Consider the following 512-nt stretch of genomic DNA (forward strand, 5'->3'; position numbering starts at 1 on the left):
GCCTACGATTTCATCTGCATGGCGATCGCCGAGGAGAAACTCAATGTGAAGATCGTCTGCGCCTTACCGGGGCTGACGACCGGCTACGGCCCCAGCCACCAGGCGACGGAGGACATCGCGATCTTCCGCGGGATGCCGAACCTGACGATCATCGACCCTTGCGACGCGCTCGACATCGAACAGGCCACGGAGGCGATCGCGGACTACAACGGGCCGGTCTACATGCGGCTTTCGCGCGGTAAGGTTCCTGTCGTGCTCGACGAAGACGACTATACATTTGAAATCGGCAAGGCGCGAATGCTGCGCGAGGGCGCGGACGTATTGTTCATTTCCAGCGGCCTGATGACCATGCGCGCGCTGGAGGCCGCGAAGGCGCTTGAAGCCGACAGGATCGGCTGCGCCGTTCTGCACGTTCCGACGATCAAACCTCTGGATACGGAGGCGATACTCGCTGCCGCGCGCCGTTCGGGACGGCTGGTGGTGGCGGCGGAGAACCACACCATCATTGGTGG

Annotated in this window: 1 protein-coding gene; it reads left to right on the top strand. The window is 62.7% G+C overall.

All coding sequences use genetic code 11. The features are described 5' to 3' along the window. Nucleotides 1–512 (top strand): transketolase family protein (locus NKH60_RS35090; protein WP_352875150.1); only part of this gene is annotated, 512 nt, incomplete at both ends.

The sequence above is a fragment of the Mesorhizobium sp. M1006 genome (assembly GCF_040318825.1).
GTDB lineage: Bacteria > Pseudomonadota > Alphaproteobacteria > Rhizobiales > Rhizobiaceae > Mesorhizobium.